We start from the raw sequence: 17,563 nt of genomic DNA on the forward strand, positions 1-17,563 counted from the left end.
ATGCACGGCGCAGGCCCTTGGCCCTGCCCGCCGCGCAAACCTGAGGAATCGTAAAGCAGGGTTTCCCGGTTCAGGGAACCCCTCTGCCCGCCATCTTGCAGCCAAATGGCGGTTTCGTGCAGCCATAAGGCTGACCTTGGCCTCGCAATCGACCCGTTGCCGATCAAGAGGGACCGAATTCGGCCGTTATGCTGATGGTAGGAAACCCTGTGCATAGCTCTGCGCAGGGCAAACCTGCCCATCAAGTCGGGATAGCCTCGTGGCGACCACGTTCAACGTCATTTTCCTGGGGAACTTCGCCTCGATCGATCTTGTCGAAGGCGACCGTGCGCCATCGTCAAACAATTCGATTGCCGACAACGCGAACGCACTCATCACGACTCCTCGGATGGAACTCGGCGGCCCTGGCAATCCGATCTGGAAGTCCATTCAGGAATTCTCGCCCGGATCGACCGGGTCTTCGGGCGGCGTGTCCAATAATTCCTATGACATGGACAACAACGCCGTGAACGAGACGTTCCGCATCGACGGAGGCACGGAGCAGACCTTTGACGGCACGGCGGTCTACAACGCCACGATCACCTACACTGACGGCACGCCGCCTGCGACGATCACGGCGGTCATCTTTCAGGACACGGCGGGAAATACTTATCTCGCGCCCGAGTTCTCGGCGAACGCGGACCAGGCGGCGCTTGAGGCCGCGCCGCTGCAATCCATCCGCATAGACAGCGTCGCGGGCACCGAATATTCCGGCATGACCGCAGACCGGCAGACATTCTTCGGTTTCGTCTGCTTCGTTGAGGGCACCCTGATCCGCACCCCCGGCGGCGAGGTTCCGGTGGAACTGCTGCAGCCGGGCGATCTGGTGATGACGGTCGATCACGGCCCGCAGATGGTGCGCTGGATCGGGCACCGGGGAACGCCGTGCTTCGGCCCGCACTTTCCCGTTCGCATTGCGCCCGGCGCGCTGGGAGAGGGGCAACCGAAACAGACACTACACGTCTCGCGGCAGCACCGCGTGATGACCCGCTCGCGCCTCGCCGAACGCATGTTCGGCTCGCCCGAGGCTCTGGTGGCGGCGCACCGGCTTGTCGGACTGCCCGGCGTGACCGTGGACCGGGACAGAACGCATGTGACCTACTGGCACTTCATGTGCGACAGGCACGAGGTCGTCTTTGCCAATGGCGCGCCGTCAGAGACCCTGTTTCTGGGACAGGAAAGCCGCGCAACGATGAGCGGCGACGCCCTGCGCGAAATCTTCGCGCTGTTCCCCGAATTGGAACACCGGCCAATGCCCAGCGCCCGCACGATCCCGGTGGGCCGCCGCCAGTCGCGCTATGCAGAGCGTCTGGCGGCGAACCGCAAGCCGGTGCTGGACCGGCTTTCAATGCCGCAGGTCAGCCGACCACATTGAACGCCGGACCGTAGGGGTAACCGGTGATGTCCTCTGCCCCGTCCTCGGTCACGATCAGGATGTCGTGCTCGCGGTAGCCACCGGCGCCGGGCTGGCCTTCGGGGATGGTCAGCATCGGCTCCATCGACACCACCATGCCGGGTTCGAGCACGGTGTCGACATCCTCGCGCAGCTCCAGCCCCGCCTCGCGCCCGTAGTAGTGGCTGAGGAGGCCGAAGGAATGCCCGTAGCCGAAGCTGCGGTAGTGCAGAAGGTCCCGTTCCGACAGGAAGTCGTTGATCGCGTGGGTGATGCCGGAACAGGTGGCGCCGGGCCGGATCAGCGACATTCCGTATTCATGGGCGGCGACGTTCGCCTCCCATATCTTCAGGCTGGCGTCGTCCACCTCGCCGACGAACATCGTCCGTTCCAGCGCGGTATAATAGCCCGAGATCATCGGAAAGGTGTTGAGCGACAGGATATCGCCGCGCTTCAGCACCCGGGCCGTCACCGGGTTGTGCGCGCCGTCGGTGTTCAACCCCGACTGAAACCAGACCCAGGTGTCGCGGTATTCCGCATCGGGAAACCGCTCTGCAATCTCGCGTTCCATCGCGTCGCGCCCGGCCATCGCCACGTCGATCTCGCGCAGCCCCTCGCGCACCGTGTCGCGGATCGCATGGCCGCCCACATCGGCAACGGCCGCACCCGCACGGATCAGCGCGATCTCGGCGGGCGACTTGCGCATCCGCTGGCGCATGGTCGCCTCGTTGACCGGCTTGGTCTCGGACGGCTTGAGGAACACGCGCAGCTTCTCGAGGCCGATCATCGTCAGGTGATCCGCCTCGTAGCCGATGCGCGCGGCCTCACCTGTCACGGCCCGGATCGCGCGCCAATAGTTGTCGCGCTGCCAGTCGGTGTAGGTGATCGCATCGCCGTAAGATCGCCGCCAGGGTTGGCCCGCGTCGATCCCGGCGCTGATCGTCACGCAGTCGCCCGCCGTTACGACAAGCGCATAGGGCCGCCCGAAAGCGCAGTAGAGAAACCCGCAGTAGTAGGCGATGTTGTGCATCGAGGTCAGGACGACGGCGTCCAGCCGATGCGTCTCGAGGATGGCGCGCAGCCCGTCAAGGCGCGCCTCGTAATCCTCGGGGGCGAAGGGCAGCGGCGCCTTGTCGCCGTTCCTGAAGCGGTAGAATTCCTGTCTGGTGTCGGTCATGGGATGGCACTCCGGCGCTCGGTCCGGGGCAGGTCGTCTAACCCCGGTCCGCCAAATTCCCGGCGTACAGGACGAAAGAGCCTTGGGGTCCGGCGACGCCATCGCCGGGGCTCGGCGCGATGATTGCTACGCGGCGCGCCCCCGCGCAAGGGCCATGCGCGCCCGCGCCCCTTGCAGTCGCGTGCCCTGCCCGCCACTGTCTGCTGCATGATCTGAGGGAGGGCGAGACATGCGGCTGGCGGGCAAGACGGCACTGGTGACGGGGGGCGGATCGGGGTTCGGCGCGGGGATCGCGCGCAAGTTCGCCGCCGAGGGCGCACGCGTGATGATCGCCGACATCAACCTTGCCGCCGCGCAGGCTGTCGCGGGCGCGCTTGGCGGCGAGGCGGCAGAGGCCGACGTGGCGTCGAACGCCGGCGTTGCGGCGCTGGCCAAGGTCACGCTGTCCGCCTTCGGGCACCTCGACATCCTGGTGAACAACGCGGGCATCACCCATATGCCGAAACCGATGGAAGACGTGACCGAAGAGGAATTCGACCGCGTGCTGGCCGTCAACGCCAAGTCGGTGTTCCTGACGGCGCGCCATTTCGTGCCGCAGATGAAGGAACGCGGCAGCGGTGCGATCCTCAACATCGCCTCGACCGCCGGGCTGTCGCCGCGCCCGAACCTCAACTGGTACAACGCCTCGAAGGGCTGGATGATCACCGCGACCAAGACGATGGCGGTGGAGCTTGCGCCGCGCGGCGTGCGGGTCAACGCGCTGTGCCCCGTTGCGGGGGAAACCCCACTGCTGGCGTCCTTCATGGGCGAGGACACGCCCGAACGGCGCAGCGCCTTTCTGTCGACGATCCCTCTCGGCCGCTTCTCGACGCCCGAGGACATGGGCAACGCGGCCTGCTTCCTGTGCTCGGACGAGGCGTCGATGGTCACCGGCGTGGCAATGGAAGTCGACGGGGGCCGCTGCATATGACGCTGAAGAAGGTCACGCTGGCGGAGAAGCTGGCGCAGTTCGACAGCCATTGGGACCCGCATGTCGTCGCCGATTACAACGACAACGACGTGATGGTGGTGAAGTTCGCCGGGCAGTTCCCGTTCCATGTCCACCCCGACACGGACGATTTCTTCTACGTGCTGGAAGGCGAGGTGATCCTGGACGGCGAGGATGGCGACAGCGTCACCCTGCGCCCCGGCGATCTGTGCGTGGTCCCGAAGGGCATGACCCACCGTCCGCGCGCGGTGTCAGAGGCAAAGGTGCTGCTGATCGAACCAAAGGGCGTGCCGAACACCGGCGATCCCGCGACCGCGGCGAAGAAACCGCGCCTGTGATGGACGGCGTCGCGGTCTTTGCGGGGGGGTTCGCGTCGCAGCCGCTGGCCTTTGCGCATCTGCTGGATGCCTGCGACGGGGGCGGGCTGGCGCTGGATTTCGACCATGTCGAAGTGATCTGCGGCGGCAACTCCCTGCCCCGTCTGACGCATGCTTTCGGCAACGACACCGCCAGGGCCATCCAGTCCGCGCAAGGCGGCGACACGACGCTGATTCTGATCTTCCCCGAAGCGCTGATCCCCGGCGCGCGCCTGTTCCCGGATACGCCGCACCTGCGCCCTCTCGGTCGCTTCGCCACCCCTTATCCACGGAGGCGCGCATGATCCGGCCCGGTCCGCGCAACCTGATTACCGATGTCCCCGGCCTGCGGGTCGGCAATGCCCGCGATGACGGCCTGAAATCCGGGGCCACGGTCTTGCTGGGCGATATGCCCTTCACCGCCGCCGTGCATGTCATGGGCGGCGCGCCCGGCACGCGCGAGACCGATCTTCTGGCCCCCGAGAACACCGTCGAGCAGGTCGATGCGCTGGTCCTGTCGGGCGGATCGGCCTTTGGCCTCGACGCGGCATCGGGCGTGGCGGACGCCCTGCGCGCAATCGGGCGCGGGTTCGACGTGGGCGGTCAGCGTGTGCCCATCGTGCCGGGCGCGATCCTGTTCGACCTGCTGAACGGCGGCGACAAGGGCTGGACGCAGAACCCCTACAAGGCGCTTGGCCGTGCTGCGCTGGATGCCGCTGCTGCGGAGTTCGAGCTTGGAACAAGCGGCGCGGGCACCGGTGCGACCACGGCGACGCTGAAGGGTGGCCTCGGGTCGGCCTCGGCGGTGCTGCCGTCGGGGCACGTCGTCGGCGCGCTCGTGGCGGTCAATGCGCTCGGCTCGGCAACGGTGGGTAATACGGCGCATTTCTGGGCCGCCCCGTTCGAGATCGACAGCGAGTTCGGCGGGCTTGGCCCGGCGACGGCCTTCGCGCCAACGGACATCCCCGCGACCAAGCTTGGCAGCCACCGCAACACCACCATTGCCATCGTCGCTACCGACGCCGTGCTGTCCAAGGCGCAAGCCAAGCGCTTCGCTGTCGCCGCCCATGACGGCATGGCCCGCGCGCTGATGCCCAGCCACACGCCGATGGACGGCGATCTTGTCTTTGCCGCCGCGACCGGCACGCGGCCGCTGCAAGACCATGTCGCCGACACGCTGATGATCGGGCACATGGCGTCGATCTGCCTTGCCCGCGCCATCGCGCGCGGCGTCCATGCCGCCCGCGCAGCGCCCGGTGATCCCGTCCCGATCTGGTCATCGCTCGCCCGGTAATCCTTGCGGGAATCGGCGGTCTGTCCCTAACCTTTCCCATACGGACCTGCAGGAGACGCCAATGACCCGCACCCTTGCCGCCCTCGCCTGCCTTGCGCTGGCCAGCCCCGCCGCCGCCGACGACGTGACCGACACGCTCAACTCGGCCATCGAGGCCTACGAGTCGGGCGACATCCAGTTCGCGCTAGAGGAAATCGCCTTTGCACAGCAACTGATGCAGGGGATGAAGACCGACACGCTGTCCGCCCTTCTGCCCGAGGCGCCAGAGGGCTTCACCCGCGAAATCGACACCGAGATGAACGCGGGCCTTGCCATGATGGGCGGCGGCACCGGGACCGAGGCGACATATTCCGGCGACGCGGGCAGCTTTACCCTGACTCTTCTTGCCGACAGCCCGATGGTGACGGCGATGGGCGCGATGTTCTCGAACCCGACAATCATGGCGGCGAGCGGTGAGTTGTTCCGTGTCGGCCGCCAGCGCTTTGTCGATCAGGACGGAGAGGTGACAACGCTGGTCGCCAACCGCATCCTCGTGCAGGCCAGCGGCGCGGACCGCGATGTGATGATGCCGGTGCTCGAGGCGATCGACTACGAGGCGCTTGGCAACTTCGGCAACTGAGCCGTCACAGCCCGCCGACCAGCGCCTCGGTCAGCGCGCCGTCCGGCGCCTCCATTTCCTCGATGATGTCGAAATGGTGCTTCCCGTCCCGGATCACCACCTTGGTGCGCGGCCAGGCGTCCCCCAGCCAGCGCGCCTGATCGAGAAACGCAGGCCGTTCGGCCCCGCCGACCCACACGGTCGTCGGCACATCGCGCAGATCGGTGTGCAGCGCGGGGCTTTCGCGTCGCGCCTCGTCCGCGTCTAGGCGCAGGTCGGCGTTCATCTCGGTCTGCATCAGCGGGCGCAGGTCCGACAGCGGCGAGATCGGGACGATGCGTTTCAGCCGCGCCGCCACATCATCTGGCAAGGTCACATCCTCGCAGCGCATCCGCGCGGCAAGATGCCCGCCGGCAGAATGCCCGGTGACGACGATGCGCCCCGGAATGCGCAGGGCAGCGGCGGTGACGGCCTCGGCCATCTCGGATGTGATAGCGGCAATCCGGGCGTCCGGCGCCAGCGTGTAGGACGGCATCGCCACCGCCCAACCCCGAGCGACGACCCCGGCGGCCAGATGCGACCACTGCGCACGGTCGAACCGCCGCCAGTATCCGCCGTGGATGAACACCACCACCCCCTCGGCGCGTCCCGTAGGGTGGAACAGGTCCATCGCGTGGCGCGGGCCGGGACCATAATCCAGCGTCTCGAACAGCGCGCCCAGCGCCTTTCGGAACGCCTGTGCCTGCGCCTCCCAGCGGGGCGGATAGTCCGCGCTGCCGGGGATGTAGGCTCCGTTCTCGTAGGCGTCGGTCAGGTCCATGGCGCTTCTCCTTGCAGGTCGTGAACCAAAAGGTGACAACTCGCGTTAACGGCCACAAGCCGCGTTTCACATCGAGGGGAGACAGACATGCTCGATTCCAACACCGATCTTGCAGGGCTTCTGAAGGACCCGTCGCTACTGGTCACGCAAGGGTATCTGGCGGGCGACTGGGCCGATGCCGACGACGGCGCGACCTTCGATGTGACCAATCCCGCGCGCGGCGACGTTATCGCAAAGGTCGCCGACTATGGCCGCGCTGAAACCGCGCGCGCCATCGACGCCGCCTATGACGCACAGAAGATTTGGGCGGCCAAGACCGGCAAGGAGCGTGCGAACATCCTGCGCAAATGGTTCGACCTGATGGTCGAGAACGCGGACGACCTGGGAACGATCCTGACCGCCGAGCAGGGCAAGCCCCATGCCGAGGCGAAGGGCGAGATCCTCTATGGCGCGTCCTTCATCGAATGGTTCGCGGAAGAGGCCAAGCGCGTCTACGGCGAGACGATCCCCGGCCACGCGCCCGACAAGCGGATCACCGTCATCAAGCAGCCCATCGGTGTCGCCGCCGCGATCACACCGTGGAATTTTCCCAACGCGATGATCACCCGCAAGGCCGGGCCAGCCCTTGCCGCGGGGTGTTCGTTCCTTGTGCGCCCCGCGTCGCTGACGCCGCTGTCGGCGCTGGCGCTTGGCGTTCTGGCCGACCGCGCGGGCATCCCGAAAGGCGTGTTCTCGGTGATCCCGTCAACGCGGTCCTCGGACATCGGCAAGGAATTCTGCGAGAACGTCAAGGTCCGCAAACTGACCTTCACCGGCTCGACCGAAGTGGGGCGCACGCTGCTGAAACAGGCTGCCGACCAGGTGATGAAATGCTCGATGGAGCTTGGCGGCAACGCGCCCTTCATCGTGTTCGACGACGCCGATCTGGATGCTGCCGTCGAGGGCGCGATCGCCTGCAAGTTCCGCAACAACGGCCAGACCTGCGTCTGCGCCAACCGCATCTATGTCCAGTCCGGCGTCTACGACGCCTTTGCCGAGAAGCTGGCGAAACGGCTGGGCCGCATGACCGTCGGCGACGGGCTTGAGCAGGGCACCGACTTTGGCCCGCTCATCAATCCGGGCGCCGTCGACAAGGTGCGCGAACATATCGAAGACGCCAGGGCCAAGGGCGGCAGCGTCTACTATGGCGGCGAGGCGCACGCCTTGGGCGGGACGTTCTTTCAGCCCACCATCATCACCGGCGCGACGCAGGACATGGCCTTTGCCACCGAGGAGACCTTTGGCCCGCTCGCCCCGCTGTTCAAGTTCGAAACCGAGGACGAGGCGATCCGGCTGGCCAACGACACCATCTTCGGTCTTGCCAGCTATTTCTATGCCCGCGACTACGCCCGTATCATCCGGGTGCAGGAGGCGCTGGAATATGGCATTGTCGGCGTGAACACTGGCCTCATCTCGACCGAGGTCGCGCCATTTGGCGGGGTCAAGCAATCGGGCCTCGGGCGCGAGGGATCGCACCACGGCATCGAGGACTTCACCGAGATGAAATACATCTGCACCAGCCTCTGAGGCGCACATGACGGACCTGAAAAAACGGACCTTCGCAGTCATCGGGCTGGGCAACTTCGGCGCGACAGTGGCCAAAGAGCTGTACCGCTTCGGCAACGAGGTGATCGGCATCGACCTGAACGAGACCATCGTCGCCAACATCGCCGAGGACATCAGCCAGGCCATCGTCGCGGACGCCCGCGACGACGAGGCGCTGCGCGAGGCCGGGGTCGGCGGCGCGGACATCGCCTTGGTGTCGATGGCGGACGATCTGGAAAGCTCGGTGCTGAGCGTCGTCAACCTCAAGCTGCTGGGGGTCAAGACGGTCTGGGCCAAGGCGGAATCCAAGACCCACCACCGCATCCTGTCCAAGCTGGGCGTCGATCGGGTGATCCACCCCGAGGTCGAGATGGGCCGCCACACCAGCCAAGTTCTGCACAACCCGCTGATCCGCGACTACGTCAGCCTTGGCAACGGCTATCACGTCGTGAACCTTGAAGTTCCGGACAAGCTGGAGGGCAAGAAGGTTTCGGACCTGAACCTGGTGGACAAGCACAATGTCCGCTGCATCGGCGTGATGCGCGGCAGCGAATGGATCGGCGCGTCCGATTGCCCGCGCCCGCTGGAACCTGATGACCGGCTGCTGCTTCTGGGCCAGCGGCAAGCCTTGCGCGAATTCGCGTCGAGCCTCTGACGTGGCGTCCTCTCCGCGCCGCATCAACGGCCGTGCCGCACGGCTGTCGCTGAGGCGGCTGCCGCCGCCCGCCGTCCTTGCGATCCTCTACCTGTCGCTGATCGTGCTGGGGGCGGTGCTGCTGCGCCTGCCGATATCGCAAACCGGCACGGTCACCTGGGGCGAGGCGATCTTTACCTCGGCCTCTGCCGTCACCGTCACCGGCCTGACGCTGTCGGACACCGGCGCCAGCTTTACCTACTTTGGCCAGGGCGTGATCGCGGCCCTGATCCAGATGGGCGGGCTGGGCCTGATGACCTTCGCGGTGCTGCTGTTCCAGGCGCTTGGCATCCCGGTCAACCTGTCGGGCCGGTCGCTTCTGCGCGAAGACCTGAACCAGACCTCGCTGCACGAGTTGGCCAAGCTGACGGCCGTGATCTTCCGCATCGCTCTGCTGTTCGAGGGCGCGGGCGCGCTGCTGTTGCTGATCGTTTTCGTGCCGGAACACGGCTGGGCCGTGGGCACATGGCATGCGGTGTTTCACGCGATCTCGGCGTTCAACAACGCGGGCTTCTCGCTTTATCCCGACAGCCTGATGCGGTGGTCGGGGCACCCGGTGGTGAATACCGTGATCCCGGCGCTGTTCATCGTCGGCGGCATCGGGTTCATCGTGCTGGCCGACATCTGGAAAAAGCGCCGGTGGCAAAAGCTGATGCTGCATTCCAAGCTGATGCTGATGGGCAGCGCCATTCTGCTTGCCGTGGGTATGCTGACCGTCGCGGCGCTGGAATGGACCAATCCGGCGACGCTGGGGGGCTTGGGCGGACCGTTCGAGAAACTGGCGGCTGCGTGGTTCCAGTCGGCGACGGCGCGCACCGCCGGGTTCAACACCATCGACACCGGCGGGCTGCACGCGGCCACCAGCATGATGGTGATCGCGCTGATGATCATCGGCGCGGGCAGCACATCCACCGGCGGCGGCATCAAGGTGACGACGTTCCTCGTGCTTCTGTTGGCCACCGTCGCCTTCTTCAAGCGGCGCGAGACGCTGCACATCTTCGGGCGCAGCCTTGGCATTTCCGAAGTCATCAAGGTGATGGCGTTGACGACGATCTCGATGCTGTCGCTGGTCGTCGCCGTGTTCATCGTGGCGATCAACCACGACGGCGACGTGTTCGATCTTGGGTTCGAGGTCGCATCCGCCTTCGGCACCGTGGGCCTGTCGCGCGGCGCGACGGGAGACCTCGACGCGGTGGGCCGCGCCGTCATCATCGCGATGATGTTCCTTGGCCGCGTCGGTCCGCTGACGCTGGGGTTCTTCCTGGCCACCCGAAGCGCACCGCGTGTGCGGTATCCTGCCGGTCAGGTCTACCTGGGATAGCCTTGCGCCGGAACATGCGCCGGGTGCGGTCCGTTTGTGAAGGGAACAGCGCCCCGGATGCAAGGAGACCGCAATGACCGACCCCAAGACGCTTGCCGGCAAGCGCAACTGGCGCGGCCTCGTGTTCGCCCTGATCCCTCTGGGATTTCTGGCACTGGTGGCCGCGATGGTCCTTGTCGGCGAAGAAACCACAGGCCCCGCCAACGACATCGGCGAAATGAACCCCGCCGAGGAGTCGCTGCAAACCTCGCCCTCGCCGATGGAAACCGAGCCGGTCGCCGACACCGAGGTCGAGATCAACCCCGTAGAGGGCGAACCGCGCGACCTTTACGACAACCCCGAGACGCCCTTCACGCCAACGCCTTCGGGGCCGGAAGGCAAGGACAACGAGGTGATTATCTCGGAGTGATCGGGCGGCATGTGAACCCCGCACCCGCGCGGATTGCCTGCGGCTTTTCACAGCGCCGTTACGGAACCGTCACGCTCCCGTTGCGTCAAGGCGTCACCTGCCAAGGACGCAATTCCATCGAAGGGGAGCACCATGACTGTTCGTGTCGTGACCCTGACCTCGGCGCTCGCACTTGTTGCGGGCATGGCCCAGGCTCAGGAAATGAATTTCAACCGCATCGCATCTTTCCCGGTCGTGTCGAACATGGCCGAAGGCGAGGATACGGCGCGTGAGACGTCGTCCGAGATCATCGCCGCCACCGCGGACGGCATGACGCTGGTCTACACCGACAGCCCGCTGGGCGTGATCGGCCGCATCGACATCACCGACCCGGCGAACCCCGCCCCGCTTGGCAACATCGACATGGCCGGAGAGCCGACCTCGGTCGCGATCATCGGCCAGACGGCGTTCGTCGGCGTGAACACCTCTGAAAGCTATACCGCTCCCTCCGGCGCGATCCGGTCCATCGACATCGCCTCGGGCGAGGTCCTGAACGAGTGCGACCTTGGCGGTCAGCCTGACTCGGTCGCCAAGGCGCCTGACGGCAGCTTCATCGCCATCGCCATCGAGAACGAGCGCGACGAAGACCTGAACGACGGCGTGATCCCGCAGATGCCCGCCGGAACGCTTGCGATGGTCGATATCGCCGACGGTGATCTGGCCTGCGACACCCTGCGCTTCGCCGACGTGACCGGGCTTGCCGATGTGGCGGGCGACGATCCCGAGCCCGAGTATGTCTCGATCAACGATCTGGGCGAGGTCGCCCTGACGATGCAGGAGAACAACCACATCGTCGTGGTCGCGCGGGACGGGTCGATCCTCAGCCATTTCTCGGCCGGATCGGTCGATCTGGACGGCATCGACACCAGCGACGAGCAGGCAGCGCTTGAATTCTCGCAAAGCCAGATGGGCCGCCTGCGCGAGCCCGACGCGATCGCGTGGATCGACGACACCCACTTCGCAACAGCGAACGAAGGCGACTATGAGGGTGGCAGCCGCAGCTGGTCGATCTTCAACAAGGACGGCACGCTGGTCTACGAGAGCGGCGCATCGTTCGAGCACGCCATCGTCCAGATCGGCCACTACCCCGACCGCCGGTCTGACGCCAAGGGCGTCGAGCCGGAATCGGTGACGTTCGACGTGTTCAACGGCACGCCTTACGTCTTTGTCGGGGCCGAGCGTGCCTCGGTCGTCGGTGTCTATGACGTCACCGACCCGGCCAACCCGGTGCTGACGCAGATGCTGCCGTCGGGCATCGGTCCCGAAGGCTATGCCACGATCCCGGCGCGAAACCTTCTGGTGTCCGCGAACGAGACCGACCTTGGCGAGGACGGCGCGGCGCGCAGCCACGTCATGATCTACCAGATGCAGGAGGCGCCCGCCGTCTACCCGCACCTCACCTCGGCCGGGATGGACGAGCTGACGGGCTGGGGCGCGAACTCCGGCATGGTCGCTGACGCGGACGGCATGATCTGGGCCGTGAACGACAGCTTCTACAGCTACCAGCCGACGATCTTCAAGATCGACCCGACCCAGACCCCGGCGCAGATCGTCGAGGCCATCCGCGTGACCCGCAAGGGTCGCCCGGCGCAGAAGCTCGACATGGAAGGCATCACGCTGGACGGCAACGGCGGCTTCTGGGTCGCCTCCGAAGGCCGTACCGACCGCCTTGTGCCGCATGCGATCTACCACATCGACAGCACGGGCGAGATCAAGCAGGAGATCGCGATCCCGGCGGAACTCGCCGCGGTCGAGCGCCGCTTCGGCTTCGAGGGGATCGCTCTGGTGGACGGCACGCTCTGGATGGCGGTTCAGCGCGAATGGGGCGATGATCCGGCGAACACGGTCAAGCTGGTCTCCTACACCATCGAGACCAAGGAATGGGGCGCCGTGCGCTATGAAAAGGCAGAGCCGGCGACCGGCTGGGTCGGCCTGTCCGAAATCACGCTGCACGGCGATCACGTCTACATCGTCGAGCGTGACAACCAGATCGGCTCCGCTGCCGTGACCAAGAAGCTTTACCGCGTTCCGGTGGCAGACCTCGTCCCCGCACCGCTGGGCGGCGACCTGCCGGTGGTGTCCAAGGAAGAAGTCCGCGACCTGATCGGCGACCTGACCTCGACGGGCGGCTACGTCCTCGACAAGGTGGAAGGCTTCGCCGTCACTCCGGATGGCCAGGGCTGGGTGTCGACCGACAACGACGGCGTCGACGACCACTCGGGCGAGACGATGTTCTTCTCGATCGGCCAGATGTGATCTGACCCATATGGGTCGCCACAAGATGCGGGCGGCGCATCCTTGCGCCGCCCGTTTGCCATTAGGCCCAAACTCTTCCAGAGTTTGCCCGCCTCCGGCGGGTCAATTCCTCGGCGAGGAATTGGGTCTGCCCAGTCCATGCGACAGCGCTGCGTCTTGCGAGGGATGCAGGAACGGTTAGGGTGCTCGTCCAAGGAGGACACCCCATGGACATGCCCATTCCCGACGCCGGCATCCTGTCGCGCAAGGCGCAGATCGTGGCCCGGCTTCTGGCGGTGTTGCCCCGTGACGCGGTGATCCATGATGCCGCCGAGACGCGCGCCTATGAATGCGACGCGCTGACGGCCTACAAATGCCCGCCGCTCGCAGCCGTGCTGCCTGCGTCCACCGCCGAGGTCGCTGCCGTCCTGCGCATCTGCCACGAAGAAGGCGTACCCGTCGTGCCGCGCGGATCGGGCACATCGCTTGCGGGCGGGGCGCTGCCGACCGCCGATTGCGTGATCCTGGGCGTCGCGCGCATGGCCGAGGTGCTGGAGACCGACTACGACAACCGCTTTGTCCGCGTGCAGTCGGGCCGCACCAACCTGTCGGTCACGGGCGCCGTGGAAGAGGACGGGTTCTTCTATGCCCCCGACCCGTCGTCGCAGCTTGCCTGCGCCATCGCGGGCAACGTCGCGATGAACTCGGGCGGCGCGCATTGCCTGAAATACGGCGTGACGACGAACAACCTTCTGGGCGTGACGCTGGTGCTGATGGACGGCACCGTGGTCGAGTTGGGCGGCGCGCACATGGACGCGGGCGGGCTCGACCTGCTGGGGGTCGTCTGCGGATCGGAAGGGCAGCTGGGCGTCGTGACCGAGGCCACCCTGCGCATCCTGCCGAAGCCCGAGGGCGCGCGCCCCGTGCTGATCGGGTTCTCCTCGAACGAAGTGGCGGGGGCCTGCGTGTCGGACATCATCAAGGCGGGCGTGTTGCCCGTCGCCATCGAGTTCATGGATCGCCCCTGCATCCGCGCCTGCGAGGCCTTTGCCCATGCCGGATACCCCGACTGCGAGGCGCTGCTGATCGTCGAGGTCGAGGGCAGCCCCGCCGAGATCGACGAGCAGCTTGGCCTCATCACGCAGATCGCCAGGCGCCACGACCCGGTAGAGTTTCGCGAGGCGAAGGACGCGGGCGAGGCCGGGCGCATCTGGCTGGGCCGCAAGTCGGCCTTCGGCGCGATGGGGCAGATCAACGACTACATCTGCCTTGACGGCACGATCCCGGTGTCGGAACTGCCCTTCGTGCTGCGGCGCATCGGCGAGATGTCGAAGGACTACGGCCTTGCCGTCGCCAACGTGTTCCACGCGGGCGACGGCAACATGCACCCGCTGATCCTTTACGATGCCAATGCGGGCGAGTTGCACAAGGCCGAGGCGCTGGGGGCGGACATCCTGACGCTTTGCGTCGAGGTCGGCGGCTGCCTGACCGGCGAGCACGGCGTCGGCATCGAGAAGCGCGACCTGATGACGACGCAATATGCGCCCAGCGACCTGGAAGCGCAAATGCGGGTGAAGGACGTGTTCGATCCCGCCTGGCTGCTCAACCCGGCAAAGTTGTTTCCACTGGCCGTGACAGAGACTCGGCGTGCCGCGTGATGGCGGCGGCTGGGGGGCTCTGCCCCCCAGACCCCCCGGAGGTATTTGAGGACCAAAGATGGAGGGGTGCGTGATTTCGCCGAGGGATGAAGCGGAGATGTCCGAGGCCGTGGCTGGGGCCGACGGCCCCCTGCGCATCCTTGGCGGCGGCACGCGGCCCATCGGGCGCCCGGTGGCGGGGGCGGCGCTGTCGGTGGCGGGCCTGTCGGGCATCACGCTGTATGAGCCGGGCGCGCTGACGCTTGTGGCGCGGGCGGGAACGCCGCTGTCCGAGATCGAGGCGGCGTTGGCCGCCGAGGGGCAAAGGCTGGCGTTCGAGCCGATGGATCATCGCGGGCTTCTGGGCACTGCCGGGGAGCCGACAATCGGCGGTGTGGTGGCGGCGAACGTGTCGGGGCCGCGCCGGGTGACGGCGGGCGCCTGCCGCGATCATCTTCTTGGCGTGCGGTTCGTCGATGGCACCGGAGCGGTGGTCAAGAACGGCGGGCGGGTGATGAAGAACGTCACCGGCTATGATCTGGTGAAGCTGATGGCGGGAAGCTGGGGCACGCTGGGCGTATTGACCGAGGTGTCGCTCAAGGTGCTGCCGGTGCCGCCGATAAGCGCTGCTCTGCGGATCGCCGGGCTGCCGACCGCGCAGGCCCTGGCGGCGATGACGACGGCACTGGGATCGCCCTATGAGGTGTCGGGCGCCGCACACCTGCCGGGGGAGGCGCCGGTGACGCTTTTGCGGATCGAGGGGTTCGAGACCCAGATCACCCACCGCACCGCGCGGCTGAAAGACCTGCTGCGCGCCTTTGGCGATATCGAGGTCGAGACTGATCCTGCGGTGGTGCGGGAGCTATGGGCAGGTATCCGCGACATCTCGACGTTCCACGGCGTAGCGGGTGACGTCTGGCGGCTGTCGGTCAAGCCGTCAGACGCGCCGGGCCTTCTGGCGCGCGCGGACGCCGAGGGCGCGGCGCTTGACTGGGGCGGCGGGCTCGTGTGGCTGCGGTTGCCCGAGGGGACGGACCTGCGGGCGCGGCTGGGCGCCTTTGGCGGCCATGCCACACTGGTGCGCGCCTCCGCAGCGACGCGCGCGGCGATCGCACCGTTCCAGCCAGAGGTCGCGCCCGTCGCCGCATTGAGCGAGGGCATCCGGCGACGGTTCGACCCGCGCGGGATTCTCAATCCCGGGCTGATGGCATGAACTGGGGCCTTGTCATCACGGCGCTCGGGCTGTTCGGGGTGCTGCCGCTGGCCGGGTTCGCGCTGGCGCGCCGCGCCCCTGGACGAATGCGCCTGCTGGTCGGGCTGGTGGCGGCGCTGATGGTGGCGGCGGCGCTGGCGGCCTTCATGCGCGGCCATGCGCTGGGCTTCTTCGACGGGTTCGATCTGACCCTGATGGGCATCGGTTGCGCCGCTCTTGCGCATCTGCTGCTGGCGGGACTGGCCGACGGCTGGATCGCGGCGCGGCCGGGCTGGGGCGCGCGGCCTATCCTGCTGCGCGGCGGCGTGACGGCAGGGCTGGCACTGACCGGGTTCACGGCGGTGTTGCTGTGGCCCTGGGTGGATTGAGGACGAGATGCAGACATACTTCACGCCCGAGCAACTGAAGGACCCCGCCACCGCGCGGTCGAACGAGATCCTGCGGTCCTGCGTGCATTGCGGGTTCTGCACGGCGACCTGTCCGACCTACCAGGTGCTTGGCGACGAGCTCGACAGCCCGCGCGGGCGCATCTACCTGATCAAGGACATGCTGGAGAACGACCGGCCTGCCGACGCCAAGACCGTCAAGCACATCGACCGCTGCCTGTCCTGTCTTGCCTGCATGACGACCTGCCCCTCGGGCGTGCATTACATGCACCTTGTCGACCATGCCCGCGCCCATATCGAGAAGACCTATCGCCGACCGTTCAGCGACCGCGCCCTGCGCTGGCTACTGGCGCGCATCCTGCCCTATCCGGGGCGGTTCCGGCTGGCGCTGATCGGAGCAAAGATCGGCTACCCCTTCCGCCGCCTGATGCCCGACGCCCGCCTGCGCGCGATGCTGGAGATGGCACCGAAACGCATCCCCCCGGTCAGCCGAAACGATGATCCGCAGGTGTTCCCGGCGACGGGCGCGCGCCGCAAGCGGGTCGCGCTGATGACGGGCTGCGCGCAAAAGGCGCTGAACACCGACATCAACGACGCCACCATCCGGCTTTTGCGGCGGCTTGGGTGCGAGGTGGTCGTGGCAAGGGGCGCGGGCTGCTGCGGCGCGCTGGTGCATCACATGGGCAAGGAAGACGAAAGCCACGCGGCGGCGGCGCGGAACATCCGCGCCTGGATCGCCGAGGTCGAGGGCGACGGGCTGGATGCCATCGTCATCAACACGTCGGGTTGCGGCACGACGGTCAAGGATTACGGCCACATGTTCCGCACCGATCCGCTTGCCGTTCACGCTGCGCGAATCTCGGGGCTGGCCTGCGATGTGTCGGAACTGCTGCACGAGTTGATGCCTGACGCTGCGGCAGGTGGCGGCAATGTGGCGAAAGACGGCATCGCGGGCACCGACGCCGCCCCCGGAACGGGCGTCAAAGCCCCCCCGCCGCCGGAAGGCCGCGGCCTGCGCGTCGCCTATCACGCGGCCTGTTCTCTGCAGCATGGCCAGAAGATCAAGACCTACCCCAAGGAGCTTTTGAAGCGGGCGGGATTCGAGGTGGTCGAACCCGCCGACAGCCATCTTTGCTGTGGTTCTGCGGGCACCTACAACCTGATGCAGCCCGAAATCTCGGGCCAGCTGAAGGCCCGCAAGGTGCAATCGCTCGAGGCGAAATCGCCCGATGTCATCGCCGCCGGGAACATCGGCTGCATGATGCAGATCGGGTCGGGCACCAAGGTGCCGGTGGTCCATACCGTCGAGCTTCTGGATTGGGCAACAGGTGGCCCAAAACCGCCTTCATTGTCCACGATCGGGACATAGCCGCGCCCGAA

The 17,563-nt window shown here is 66.7% G+C and carries 17 protein-coding genes; 15 read left to right on the plus strand and 2 right to left on the minus strand.

Features of this window, described 5'->3' with window-relative positions:
* Positions 1-259 precede the first annotated feature (259 nt).
* On the plus strand, positions 260-1,414 hold the full coding sequence (locus KTJ87_RS11750) for a Hint domain-containing protein (protein WP_267139322.1): 1,155 nt from the start codon (positions 260-262) through the stop codon (positions 1,412-1,414).
* Here KTJ87_RS11750 and KTJ87_RS11755 read toward each other — a convergent pair.
* A complete protein-coding gene (locus KTJ87_RS11755) occupies positions 1,398-2,609 on the minus strand; it encodes an aminopeptidase P family protein (RefSeq protein ID WP_267139323.1) in 1,212 nt (403 codons plus the stop codon). The two genes, KTJ87_RS11750 and KTJ87_RS11755, sit on opposite strands and share 17 nt — an antisense overlap.
* A gap of 229 nt (positions 2,610-2,838) precedes the next feature.
* Here KTJ87_RS11755 and KTJ87_RS11760 point away from each other — a divergent pair, with 229 nt between their 5' ends.
* The 5 genes from KTJ87_RS11760 to KTJ87_RS11780 all read left to right on the plus strand — a co-directional run bounded on the left by KTJ87_RS11760 (position 2,839) and on the right by KTJ87_RS11780 (position 5,866).
* Positions 2,839-3,579, plus strand: coding sequence for a glucose 1-dehydrogenase (locus KTJ87_RS11760; protein ID WP_267139324.1), 741 nt, complete (start codon positions 2,839-2,841; stop codon positions 3,577-3,579).
* A gap of 2 nt (positions 3,580-3,581) precedes the next feature.
* A complete protein-coding gene (locus KTJ87_RS11765; protein WP_267139645.1) occupies positions 3,582-3,935 on the plus strand; it encodes a cupin domain-containing protein in 354 nt (117 codons plus the stop codon).
* Positions 3,932-4,258: a hypothetical protein gene (locus KTJ87_RS11770; RefSeq protein ID WP_267139325.1), complete on the plus strand. Its 327-nt coding sequence runs from the start codon at positions 3,932-3,934 to the stop codon at positions 4,256-4,258. The genes KTJ87_RS11765 and KTJ87_RS11770 overlap by 4 nt, the downstream gene beginning before the upstream one ends.
* Entirely contained in the window at positions 4,255-5,247 is a 993-nt protein-coding gene (locus KTJ87_RS11775) for a P1 family peptidase (RefSeq protein ID WP_407650492.1), read from the plus strand. Before KTJ87_RS11770 ends, KTJ87_RS11775 begins: the two co-directional genes overlap by 4 nt.
* A gap of 61 nt (positions 5,248-5,308) precedes the next feature.
* Positions 5,309-5,866, plus strand: a complete 558-nt coding sequence (locus tag KTJ87_RS11780; RefSeq protein ID WP_267139326.1) for a hypothetical protein — start codon at positions 5,309-5,311, stop codon at positions 5,864-5,866.
* Positions 5,867-5,870: 4 nt separating this feature from the next.
* Here KTJ87_RS11780 and KTJ87_RS11785 read toward each other — a convergent pair whose 3' ends face one another.
* Positions 5,871-6,665 (minus strand): alpha/beta hydrolase, encoded by a 795-nt coding sequence (locus KTJ87_RS11785; RefSeq protein WP_267139327.1) that lies wholly within the window; start codon positions 6,663-6,665, stop codon positions 5,871-5,873.
* A gap of 87 nt (positions 6,666-6,752) precedes the next feature.
* Between KTJ87_RS11785 and KTJ87_RS11790 the strand changes: the two genes are divergently transcribed.
* The 9 genes from KTJ87_RS11790 to glcF all read left to right on the plus strand — a co-directional run bounded on the left by KTJ87_RS11790 (position 6,753) and on the right by glcF (position 17,552).
* On the plus strand, positions 6,753-8,231 hold the full coding sequence (locus KTJ87_RS11790) for an NAD-dependent succinate-semialdehyde dehydrogenase (RefSeq protein WP_267139328.1): 1,479 nt from the start codon (positions 6,753-6,755) through the stop codon (positions 8,229-8,231).
* 7 nt (positions 8,232-8,238) lie between these two features.
* On the plus strand, positions 8,239-8,904 hold the full coding sequence (locus KTJ87_RS11795) for a potassium channel family protein (protein WP_267139329.1): 666 nt from the start codon (positions 8,239-8,241) through the stop codon (positions 8,902-8,904).
* Positions 8,843-10,264, plus strand: a complete 1,422-nt coding sequence (locus tag KTJ87_RS11800; protein WP_267139330.1) for a TrkH family potassium uptake protein — start codon at positions 8,843-8,845, stop codon at positions 10,262-10,264. Before KTJ87_RS11795 ends, KTJ87_RS11800 begins: the two co-directional genes overlap by 62 nt.
* Positions 10,265-10,337: 73 nt before the next feature.
* Complete coding sequence (locus tag KTJ87_RS11805; RefSeq protein ID WP_267139331.1) at positions 10,338-10,673, plus strand: hypothetical protein; 336 nt, start codon at positions 10,338-10,340, stop codon at positions 10,671-10,673.
* Between the two features lie 132 nt (positions 10,674-10,805).
* Positions 10,806-12,968: an esterase-like activity of phytase family protein gene (locus KTJ87_RS11810; protein ID WP_267139332.1), complete on the plus strand. Its 2,163-nt coding sequence runs from the start codon at positions 10,806-10,808 to the stop codon at positions 12,966-12,968.
* Positions 12,969-13,174: 206 nt separating this feature from the next.
* The gene (locus KTJ87_RS11815; RefSeq protein ID WP_267139333.1) at positions 13,175-14,605 is read left to right on the plus strand and encodes an FAD-linked oxidase C-terminal domain-containing protein; all 1,431 of its coding nucleotides are present in this window, start codon (positions 13,175-13,177) and stop codon (positions 14,603-14,605) included.
* Between the two features lie 73 nt (positions 14,606-14,678).
* Positions 14,679-15,797: an FAD-binding protein gene (locus KTJ87_RS11820; RefSeq protein ID WP_267139647.1), complete on the plus strand. Its 1,119-nt coding sequence runs from the start codon at positions 14,679-14,681 to the stop codon at positions 15,795-15,797.
* Positions 15,794-16,165, plus strand: coding sequence for a hypothetical protein (locus KTJ87_RS11825; RefSeq protein WP_267139334.1), 372 nt, complete (start codon positions 15,794-15,796; stop codon positions 16,163-16,165). Before KTJ87_RS11820 ends, KTJ87_RS11825 begins: the two co-directional genes overlap by 4 nt.
* A 7-nt stretch (positions 16,166-16,172) precedes the next feature.
* A complete protein-coding gene (glcF, locus tag KTJ87_RS11830) occupies positions 16,173-17,552 on the plus strand; it encodes a glycolate oxidase subunit GlcF (RefSeq protein WP_267139335.1) in 1,380 nt (459 codons plus the stop codon).
* Positions 17,553-17,563 lie beyond the last annotated feature (11 nt).

The organism is Anianabacter salinae, assembly GCF_019061145.1.
GTDB lineage: Bacteria > Pseudomonadota > Alphaproteobacteria > Rhodobacterales > Rhodobacteraceae > Anianibacter > Anianibacter salinarum.

What these genes read in the sequence shown, in the direction of transcription:
- KTJ87_RS11780 (WP_267139326.1), top strand. Translation starts at nt 5,309, where the DNA reads ATGACCCGCACCCTTGCCGCCCTCGCCTGCCTTGCGCTGGCCAGCCCC.
- KTJ87_RS11755 (WP_267139323.1), bottom strand. Translation starts at nt 2,609, where the DNA reads ATGACCGACACCAGACAGGAATTCTACCGCTTCAGGAACGGCGACAAG.
- glcF (WP_267139335.1), top strand. Translation starts at nt 16,173, where the DNA reads ATGCAGACATACTTCACGCCCGAGCAACTGAAGGACCCCGCCACCGCG.
- KTJ87_RS11825 (WP_267139334.1), top strand. Translation starts at nt 15,794, where the DNA reads ATGAACTGGGGCCTTGTCATCACGGCGCTCGGGCTGTTCGGGGTGCTG.
- KTJ87_RS11785 (WP_267139327.1), bottom strand. Translation starts at nt 6,665, where the DNA reads ATGGACCTGACCGACGCCTACGAGAACGGAGCCTACATCCCCGGCAGC.
- KTJ87_RS11790 (WP_267139328.1), top strand. Translation starts at nt 6,753, where the DNA reads ATGCTCGATTCCAACACCGATCTTGCAGGGCTTCTGAAGGACCCGTCG.
- KTJ87_RS11815 (WP_267139333.1), top strand. Translation starts at nt 13,175, where the DNA reads ATGGACATGCCCATTCCCGACGCCGGCATCCTGTCGCGCAAGGCGCAG.
- KTJ87_RS11775 (WP_407650492.1), top strand. Translation starts at nt 4,255, where the DNA reads ATGATCCGGCCCGGTCCGCGCAACCTGATTACCGATGTCCCCGGCCTG.
- KTJ87_RS11805 (WP_267139331.1), top strand. Translation starts at nt 10,338, where the DNA reads ATGACCGACCCCAAGACGCTTGCCGGCAAGCGCAACTGGCGCGGCCTC.
- KTJ87_RS11795 (WP_267139329.1), top strand. Translation starts at nt 8,239, where the DNA reads ATGACGGACCTGAAAAAACGGACCTTCGCAGTCATCGGGCTGGGCAAC.
- KTJ87_RS11800 (WP_267139330.1), top strand. Translation starts at nt 8,843, where the DNA reads ATGACCGGCTGCTGCTTCTGGGCCAGCGGCAAGCCTTGCGCGAATTCG.
- KTJ87_RS11760 (WP_267139324.1), top strand. Translation starts at nt 2,839, where the DNA reads ATGCGGCTGGCGGGCAAGACGGCACTGGTGACGGGGGGCGGATCGGGG.
- KTJ87_RS11810 (WP_267139332.1), top strand. Translation starts at nt 10,806, where the DNA reads ATGACTGTTCGTGTCGTGACCCTGACCTCGGCGCTCGCACTTGTTGCG.